The following is a 7,482-nucleotide window of genomic DNA, read 5'->3' on the forward strand; positions in this document are numbered from 1 at the left end:
AAAAGCTTCATGCAGTGACACTTCCAAGTATGGACAATTGTACGATGGAAGCAGCACGACACATTTTTCGGTAGTGGACAAGGACGGAAATGCGGTTTCCCTGACCTATACCCTTGAGCATTCCTACGGGGTAAAAATGGGCTCCTCCAAACTCGGTTTCATATTCAACAATGAAATGGGCGACTTCAACCCTGTTGCCGGAGTTACCAACAGTCGTGGCCAAATCGGTTCCAATCCCAATCTTATCGCTTCGGAAAAAAGGATGTTGTCCAGCATGACACCCACCATTGTGGCCAAAGATGGCAAGCCCTATCTCATCATCGGAAGTCCGGGAGGAAGGACCATTATCAATACCGTTTTTCAGACTGTACTCAACGTAGTGGAGTATGACATGAGAATCGACAAAGCCATTGAAGCCATGAAAATACATCACCAATGGCTACCTGATGAAATCCGATACGAAAGGCACCTCATGTCCCCCGATACCCGAGATTCCTTAGAGCTGATGGGACACAAACTCCGAGGCGTCAATAACCTTGGGGTATTAATGGGAATTACCTATGATCCAAAGCTAAAAGTCTATGTGGGTGCTGCCGACTCATCTAGTAAAGATGGGGCAGCGGTGGGGTATTGATAAAAAACTTGCCCTCTCGCCGAGGTCTGTGTCTCCACAGATCTTTAACCGCCAGGGTTAGACTACACTGCCAAGGTCCGTGTCTCCACGAACCTTTTTCTTATGCTGTGGCAAAATCCATAAGTTTGATCTAATGGCCCGTATAGCATTGAACTGGCATTTATTTTTTATGATTGAGTTGATTTAGTTACAATAGCTTGTGTGAGACCCACATGTATGCGTGATTTTTTGTGATAGAATAAATTTGATGTCCAAAGATGAGATCCAAAACAGCTTGATTTATTGGGCAAATTACATTAAAAATCGCATTGGAATATCAATCCTGTGAAATGCTACCTTGATAAAAGAGCAAAGGAGGAAGCCATAGTTTTCTTGTCTGGGAATTTGAATTTTTTCAAAAAGTCAAAGCTCATAATTTCCCTATCAGTTTACTCATTTTAATGGGATTATTCCCATTTCAGAATTCAAAAGCAAATAAAATGTCCAAACCAGAATTCAATTCCCTAAACGCAATTTTTATCAATTGCACATTGGAGAAATCCCCTCGGGTAAGTCACACCTCAAGATTGATTGATGTTTCCAAGGGAATAATGGAACGTGAAAACGTATCAGTTGACGAGATTAGATTTATAGATCACGAAGTGCCCCCGGGCGAAAAACCTGACATGACTGAATATGGATGGGAAAATGATGAATGGCCTGAACTTTTCAAAAGGGTTATGAAAGCGGATATTCTTGTATTTGCAACACCGATTTGGCTTGGTGACAAATCATCTGTGGCTAAAAAACTGATTGAAAGACTGGATGGGATGAGTGATAAAACCAATGAAAAAGGCCAGGCAATTTACTAAGGAAAGGTTGCAGGATGTATGATTACAGGAAATGAAGACGGGGTAAAGCATAGTTCAATGTATATCTTATTTTCTTTACAACATCTCGGATATACCATACCTCCACAGGTTAGTTGTGGATGGATCGGAGAAATTGGACCCGGCCCCAGTTTTGGAGATACAGAATGGAAATACAAAAAAATTGATCCACCCAAGGGTTATGATTCTGATTTCACCAATAGGACCACAACTTTCATGACATACAACCTCATGCACTTGGCTTCCATGTTAAAATCGAACAAAGGTTATCCGCAATATTGAAATTCGATGGAAGATTGGGAAAATGGGGAACAAGTCATGTCCACCGGTGATTAAAAGCACTTGAATCTTTTCATTTTTTTGGGCACAGGCATAGCCCGTAGTCCTAATATGCAAAGCATCAGCAACTTTTTCATAGTACTAATTTAGAGAAAAATTTTTTTAACCACTGATAAACACTGATTTTCGCGGATTGAGAACTTCAGATTGGATGATGCTTAAGTATGGCAATAGCAATAAATAAGCTGGAACTTAAAAGCTGAATTAGATGACCGAAAATTTGCATTGATAGAATCAAAAAACCTGTGTTAATCCGCGAAATCTGTAGTTCTTTCTTTTGAGATGGTCATAAATCCTCCATAGCTCGCTCAGTTCCCTCTTACCTTTAATGTAGCAGATGGATTGATCTGGTCAGGAGTGTTTGTTCTATTTGGATTTAACCGGTCTTGGCTTAGGCCTGTGTTCTGCCTCGTATTTTTCAATCCATGCTTCTACACTCATTTTTCTCATTAATTCACCAATGAGTTGATAGGGAATGTGATCGAATTTCTTAAATCGGATGCAACTTTTCCCCATGTCCAGTTTTTGTTTACTGTGCTTGGGATAGGCTGTCACAAACCAATCCAATAATTTGGGATCTGAATAAATGCCCATGTGGTAAAAGTTAATGGAGTCTTTCTGCGATGCAATACCAGCAAATGGTAGCGGCTCACTGGGCTTACAATGGTATCCTGCAGGATATAGCGTATGCGGAACAACATAACCCAACCCACCATAGCTAATGCCTGCTTCAAAACCTTTGGGCAGATTATTTACAATGACTTCGTGTAGTTTGTTAAATGGTTCTGCCCTGTCCTCCGGAAGGTTTTCCAGGATTTCTTTTACTGTATTTCCGTTAGCTTTCATACATTATTGATTTTCTAAAACCTGTTGCCATGCTTCTTTAGATTTAGCTTTTACAAGTCCGAACATTTTGCCAACTTTCCCGATGCTACATAAAGATACTGATTTTTGGTATTGAGTCAAATTCGCATTATTTCTTGCAACTTCCGGTTAGTCCAAAGTTTTCAAGCTCTTTTTTTATAAATGGTTCCTGAGAAATTGAATTTTCTTGTACCTTTTTATCCGATTAAACCGAATCAATTATGCGAAAAACCATATACCTCCTCTTTACAACTTTTCTTCTCTTATCATTTACCGGATACACAGCTTGGGCCCAAACCAATCAAAAGGATATGGCTGCCCAGGTGGCCAAAGGGCTTCAAGTAAGAAGCATTGGTCCTGCATTTATGGGTGGAAGAATTGCAGATATTGCCGTAAATCCTATCCATAGCAGTACTTGGTATGTGGCAGTGGGCTCCGGAGGTTTGTGGAAAACTACCAACAGTGGAACTACCTGGACACCAGTTTTTGATGCCCAGGCCTCTTATTCTATTGGTACCGTGGCTTTGGATCCAAATAATCCTGAAGTGGTATGGGTAGGTACAGGCGAGAATGTAAGTGGCCGGCATGTAGGTTGGGGAGATGGGGTGTACAGAAGCATGGATGGAGGTGCCACATGGCAACAAATGGGACTGAAAAATTCAGAACATATCGGCAAAATTTTAATCGACCCCAGAAACGCTGAGGTGGTCTATGTAGCAGCCGAAGGCCCATTGTGGTCATCAGGAGGAGAACGTGGCTTATACAAAACCAAAGATGGAGGCAAAACCTGGAAATTAGTGCTTGAGATAGATGCAGAGACAGGTGTCACGGATGCGGAATTTGACCCTTCAAACCCTGATATTATCTATGCCGCAGCTTATCAAAGAAGAAGAAAAACCTGGGCCTTACTCGCCGGTGGACCAAAGTCCGGCATTTATAAATCCATGGACGGAGGTGAAAGCTGGAGAAGAATAAAGGAGGGCTTGCCTCAAGGAGATATGGGAAAAATAGGTTTGGCGGTAACCCCTGCTGATCCCCATTTGGTATTTGCGACCATAGAAGCTGACAATGGCAATAAAGGATTTTACCGGTCCACCGATAAAGGGGAGCGTTGGGAAAAGCGTAACAGCTATATTTCCGGGGGAACCGGGCCTCACTATTACCAGGAGATTGAAGCTTCGCCCACCAACCCTGACCTGGTTTACCAAATGGATGTTTTTATACATGTAACACGAGATGGCGGAAAGACATTCGATTATGGTGAAACCGGAAGAGCGAAACACAGTGACAACCACGCCTTGTGGATTGATCCTGCAAATGGCCAGCATTTGATCGTAGGAACTGATGGAGGTCTGTATGAATCTTTTGACGACGGTGTAACTTGGAGACATTTTCCAAATCTCCCAGTCTCACAATTTTATAAAGTAGGACTCGATAACGCTGAGCCTTTTTATAATGTGGTAGTGGGAGCGCAAGATCTTGGCACATTGTTGGGCCCCTCCAGAACTACTAATGTAGAGGGTGTGCGCAATCAGGACTGGTACGTCCCCTTGGGGGCCGATGGCTATGATGTCGCGTTCGATCTGGAAGATCCGAACATCGTGTACATGGAAATTCAACAGGGCCTATTACACCGTCACAACAGAACCACGGGAGAGGTATTGAATATTCAACCCCAACCGGAACCCAATGACCCAGCCGAAAGATGGAATTGGGATAGCCCCATACAAATAAGTCCCCATGATCATAAAACCATCTATTTTGGATCTCAAAGGGTTTGGAAAAGTACCGATCGCGGTAATTCATGGACGGCAATCAGCGGTGACCTAACGACCAATATCAGCAGGTATGAACTGGAGATGATGGACCGGGTGCCAAGTATAGACGCATTGTATGATAACGGTGCGATGTCGAAATTTGCCACATTGACCAGCCTTTCAGAATCAACCCTGCAAGCAGGTCTAATTTATTCCGGTTCCGATGACGGCCTGATACACGTGAGCGAAGACGATGGGCAAAATTGGAGGAAAGGTGGAAGCCTGCCCAAGGTTCCTGCACTGACATCCATCAATAATATCGAAGCCTCTTCTCATGATGTCAATACCGTGTTTGCCGTAGCCGATGGACACCAATTGGGTGATTATTCTTCTTACGTTTTCATCAGTACAGACAAAGGGAAAACCTGGCGCTCCATTGCAGGAGACTTGCCTGTGAATACAATTATTTGGGTGATCAAGCAGGACCATGTTGATGAAAATTTACTGTTCATCGGAACAGAATACGGAATGTATTTTTCAGTGAATAAAGGTATCAATTGGATAAAGTTAAATGCAGGAGTTCCGACTGTTCCTTTCCGGGACCTCGCAATTCATGCAAAAGACAATGACTTGGTGGGAGCTAGTTTTGGGCGAGGGATTTATGTATTGGATGATTACGCACCTTTAAGAGAGATCAACAAATTGGCCAATACCAATTCAAATGTGGTCTTGCCGGTGAGAGATGCTTGGTGGTATGTCCCAAGTGAACCCTTTCAGGCAAAGGGAATGCCTTCTCAAGGATCCACCAGTTTTGTAAGTGATAACCCACCTTTTGGAGCTGTATTTACTTATTTCTTAAAGAATCTTCCCAAAACGGAAAAAGCAGCGCGAAAAGAAAAGGAAAAGAACCTCAATGAGCAAAAATCCAGTATTCCATTCCCGGGTTGGGATCAACTGAGGCGGGAGTCCATCGAAGAGGAACCAAGTGTCATGCTTTTGGTACGGGATAAAAACGGGGAGGCGATACGTTGGATAGAAGGTGTAGCCAAAACAGGATTGCATCGGGTGAGTTGGGATTTGAGATTGCCTCCACCCAACCCTATCAATCTAACCGTTCCCGCTTTCCAACCACCTTGGGTAAGCGATCCTGAGGGACCTTTGGTAGCACCCGGGAAATACAGTGTGGAGCTTTATTTGTTGAATAATGGGAAATTGGAGCCACAGGGAGAAGCACAGGAATTTAACGTTAAAGCTGTGCATCCAACAAGTGGTGATTACGAAGAGATGGCGGCTTTCAAAAAGCAAACCAGTGACCTTTCCCGAAGGACCTCAAGTGCTGCCCGCCAATTGAGTGAGGCCGGGGATAAGCTTCGCTTTATCAAAGCTGCCTTGACCGAAACACCAAATGCTTCTCCTGAATTATTTACACAATTGACAGCACTCAATGCCTCTTTGTTTCATCTGAGAACTGCACTCATGGGAGATGGGGTGCTTCAGAGCAAGGATGAGTCTACTTCACCTTCAATCATCAATAGAGTAGGCAGCGTGACTTATGGACATTGGAGTACAACAGAGCCTCCTACAGCAACTCACAAAAGAAATATTGAAATCGCACAAAGTGCGTTTGAGCAATATTTGAAAGATGCTTCTGCCTTTTATAATGAATTGGCCGAGTTTGAGTTGAAGCTGGAAAAGGCAGAAGCACCTTATACACCAAACAGATAAATGGATTAAAGGAGAAAGTGAAAATATTGACCTAAACAAAAAATAACATCGGCACGCGAAAAGTTAGCTATCCCTGTTTGGAATCTCCCACCAATTCAAGGTTGGACTAAGACCGGGTACCACTTTCTCGCCCATAATGGGTGTCACCAATTTGATGTTATTTTCTGCTGCCATGTCAGCTACCATTTTGATAGATTCATCCCAGGGGTGCATTGCCAAATCAAAAACGCCCCAATGTATGGGAAACATGAGTTGTGTATTTATATCCTGACATAACTGAACTGCCTGATCAGGAAAGAGGTGGGTCAGAGGCCATCCTTTGTTCCAGCCATCTATCTCCACAAAAGCCAGGTCGAAGGGTCCATATTCTTCTCCTATGTCTTTCAGGTGAGAGCCGTATCCGGTATCGCCACTTACAAAAAGGTTTTTATCATCCCCTTTAATTACAAAAGAGGCCCAAAGGGTTTTATTTCTATCATTATAACTCCTACTGGTGTAGTGTATTCCCGGAAGGGCAGTTATATGCAAAGAACCAACAGTCTTGGCATCATGCCAACCTAACTCGCTGATGTTGTTTTTCTGAATACCCCAGCCTTCAAGTCTGGCACCTACACCCAGCGGCACGATAAATTCTGTATTTCTAGATGCCAGAAATCTTATGGTAGCAGCCTCCAAATGATCATAATGGTCATGGGTAATGACCACAATATCAATCTCGGGCAGTTCCTCTCTTTTAATTGGAGACACGTCAAACCTTCTCAAAATAAAGGGAAGGGGGCCTCCGTTTTCAAAAACCGGATCAAATAAGATCCGCTTTCCATCAAGCTCAAGAATAAATGTGGAGTGACCAAACCACCAAGCAGCAAAATCCGAAGGAGTTTCTGAAAAATCGCTTTTGGTAATCATCTGTTTGGGCAGTGGAAAACCTGGTGCATTTGGTGAAGTTTTAAAAAACCGCGCAGGACCTGAATCCCCTCCTGTGGTTTGTTCCGGATAATAGGGTAATGTCTCCGGACTTATAAACTCATCGCTATCTGCATTATAATATGCCAGCTTAGAGAATCTTTCCTTCCTGTCTTCCAAGGAATCCAAACTGCCCATCTGTTTGCTTACATAATATGCCAAGCTCCCAACTACGATCAGAAGTATGGCTAAAGTCCAAAGTGTTATTTTCAATATTTTCTTCATTCTTGTAAAGATTAATGGATTTTGGTTGATTCAGTTTGGAGATGGGTTTTTCGTTACTGTATCCTTCAAATTTACTCCGAATTTTTAAAGATACAGATTTTCAAGA

General features: G+C 42.8%; 6 protein-coding genes. 4 read left to right on the plus strand and 2 right to left on the minus strand.

Going from position 1 to position 7,482, the window contains the following annotated elements:
• From ACEW8U_RS20095 to ACEW8U_RS20105, 3 genes are all read left to right on the plus strand, one after another.
• The coding region (locus tag ACEW8U_RS20095) for a gamma-glutamyltransferase (protein ID WP_373523838.1) at window positions 1–634 on the plus strand (634 nt) is incomplete at its 5' end.
• A gap of 479 nt (window positions 635–1,113) precedes the next feature.
• Window positions 1,114–1,485, plus strand: coding sequence for a flavodoxin family protein (locus tag ACEW8U_RS20100; protein ID WP_373523839.1), 372 nt, complete (start codon window positions 1,114–1,116; stop codon window positions 1,483–1,485).
• 57 nt (window positions 1,486–1,542) lie between these two features.
• Window positions 1,543–1,785 (plus strand): hypothetical protein, encoded by a 243-nt coding sequence (locus ACEW8U_RS20105; protein ID WP_373523840.1) that lies wholly within the window; start codon window positions 1,543–1,545, stop codon window positions 1,783–1,785.
• Between the two features lie 423 nt (window positions 1,786–2,208).
• On the opposite strand, the gene ACEW8U_RS20110 is transcribed toward ACEW8U_RS20105, so the two are convergent.
• The gene (locus tag ACEW8U_RS20110) at window positions 2,209–2,688 is read right to left on the minus strand and encodes a DUF1801 domain-containing protein (protein ID WP_373523841.1); all 480 of its coding nucleotides are present in this window, start codon (window positions 2,686–2,688) and stop codon (window positions 2,209–2,211) included.
• A gap of 239 nt (window positions 2,689–2,927) precedes the next feature.
• Between ACEW8U_RS20110 and ACEW8U_RS20115 the strand changes: the two genes are divergently transcribed.
• Complete coding sequence (locus tag ACEW8U_RS20115) at window positions 2,928–6,188, plus strand: WD40/YVTN/BNR-like repeat-containing protein (RefSeq protein ID WP_373523842.1); 3,261 nt, start codon at window positions 2,928–2,930, stop codon at window positions 6,186–6,188.
• 63 nt (window positions 6,189–6,251) lie between these two features.
• On the opposite strand, the gene ACEW8U_RS20120 is transcribed toward ACEW8U_RS20115, so the two are convergent.
• The gene (locus ACEW8U_RS20120) at window positions 6,252–7,376 is read right to left on the minus strand and encodes an MBL fold metallo-hydrolase (protein WP_373523843.1); all 1,125 of its coding nucleotides are present in this window, start codon (window positions 7,374–7,376) and stop codon (window positions 6,252–6,254) included.
• Window positions 7,377–7,482 lie beyond the last annotated feature (106 nt).

It is taken from the genome of Aquiflexum sp. (assembly GCF_041751335.1).
GTDB lineage: Bacteria > Bacteroidota > Bacteroidia > Cytophagales > Cyclobacteriaceae > Aquiflexum.